The 1,548-nt window shown below is 61.1% G+C and carries 4 protein-coding genes; all 4 read right to left on the bottom strand.

Annotated elements, in window-relative coordinates; translation table 11 throughout:
* On the bottom strand, nucleotides 1–256 hold a 256-nt coding region (locus tag ACTQ1S_RS09260; protein WP_441547560.1), incomplete at its 3' end, for a hypothetical protein.
* Nucleotides 253–732 (bottom strand): hypothetical protein, encoded by a 480-nt coding sequence (locus ACTQ1S_RS09265; RefSeq protein WP_441042290.1) that lies wholly within the window; start codon nucleotides 730–732, stop codon nucleotides 253–255. The genes ACTQ1S_RS09265 and ACTQ1S_RS09260, both read right to left, overlap by 4 nt.
* Complete coding sequence (locus tag ACTQ1S_RS09270; RefSeq protein ID WP_343091532.1) at nucleotides 725–1,285, bottom strand: HNH endonuclease; 561 nt, start codon at nucleotides 1,283–1,285, stop codon at nucleotides 725–727. Before ACTQ1S_RS09270 ends, ACTQ1S_RS09265 begins: the two co-directional genes overlap by 8 nt.
* An 82-nt stretch (nucleotides 1,286–1,367) precedes the next feature.
* On the bottom strand, nucleotides 1,368–1,548 hold a 181-nt coding region (locus ACTQ1S_RS09275), incomplete at its 5' end, for a hypothetical protein (RefSeq protein WP_441547561.1).

The raw sequence follows: 1,548 nt of genomic DNA on the forward strand, positions 1-1,548 counted from the left end.
TAGCGAGGTCGGCAAGCAAAGATCGCGAGCCCCTACCTACCGGACTTTTTTTGCTTGCTGAACCACAATTCTCAACCACAGATAGACGCAAGGGTTCAGCGTTACTCGCGCTGCGCGGGCGGTTTGAAGGTTTGAAGGTTTGTAAGTAGTTGGGGATGGGTTTGCCGAAGGGTTTCGGCAATGATTCGCTGAACGGTTTCGGGAATGGTTTCCTGAACGGTTCGGGGAATGGTTTCGGGAATGGTTTTGTGGTCATGGCGTGATCCCGATCTGCTCGGACATGTGTGGCAACAGGTCAGCGATGACGTCCCAACTGGAGGCGAGCGCGTCACCCTCCTCGCTCCAGATGCGTGCCACCTCGGCGGTGATCTGGTCGCGGATAGCGGTCGAGGCGATGCGGTCGAGGGCGCGGCAGAATGCTTTCGTCACGTTGGGTTTCGTCAACACCTTGTCGTGCCTCAGGAATGAGCGCACGAGGATTTCACCGGTTGAATGGTCGATGACTAGCAGGTTTGCGTCTGCGAGCGAGTCCCACGCTTTGGCAACCTTGCGGGGTGTCAGGTCGGCGGCGTTGCCTGCATACCTGGCTGGGAAGTAGGGGACAACCCCGGCCCATGACAGGTCTGGGCTGGACAGGAGCGCCATGTAACAGTCGTGTTGGGTGGTGGTCAGCGTGGCCCAATCTGGGTCGCGGTGGGTCGAGACGAGGTAGCGTGCGAACTCTCTAGCCATCGTCGCCCGCTCTCAGGATCGCGGCAGTTTCGGCCTCGATTTCCTTCACGATGTTCTTGATGACGCCCGCCATGTAGCGGAAGACTGTGCGACTTGGGACGCCGTAGGCTTCGATTGCGATGCTGTGCGCCTCAGCTATACGGTCGTAAGGCACTCCGTTATCGAGCCAACGCACCACACTTTGCTTCCAATCGGCGGGCAGAAACGTGCAATCTTCGTCCCAAACTCGCCACGTTTTGCGAAACTTCTGGCACTGTTTGGACCATCTGTCGCGCCGTTCAGAGACGCGCTGGGCTGCGATCTTGCGGGCCTCAGCCCACCGTTTCGCGTCCTCACTCACGTCGGCGACGAGGGGTGTGTCCGGGTGACTGGAGGCCTTCCCGGCGTTGCAGTCCATGCAGCAGGCGACCAGGTTCTCTGGGGTGTCTGCGCCCCCGAGGCTGGTAGGGGTGACGTGATCGACGGTTAGTTCATTGTCCTTACGGTGGCAGTATCGGCACTGGTAGCCATCGCGTCGCAGTACCTCGAATCGGGTGCGCTTCGTCACTGGCATGGCGTCTCGTCCTCTCTGTCGATGTTGTCGTCTCTGCGCACGACAAAGTCGGGGCCGTCAGCGACCCAGGGCATGGGGGGTTTCATCCGTCCACCTCCTGGAAGATGAGCGTCAGCCGGACGTGCCCCGGTTTGCACCGCTCGGCCTGCGGTCGCCAGTCGGGGCCGATGAGGTGGGTGTCGTCGTCGTCGGGCAGGAGCGGCACCCAGCCGTGCGGACGCCAGCCGCAGCCGCTCACGAGACCATCCACGAGCGCCTTGATG

It is taken from the genome of Collinsella sp. LCP21S3_D3 (assembly GCF_052118305.1).
Taxonomy (GTDB): domain Bacteria; phylum Actinomycetota; class Coriobacteriia; order Coriobacteriales; family Coriobacteriaceae; genus Collinsella.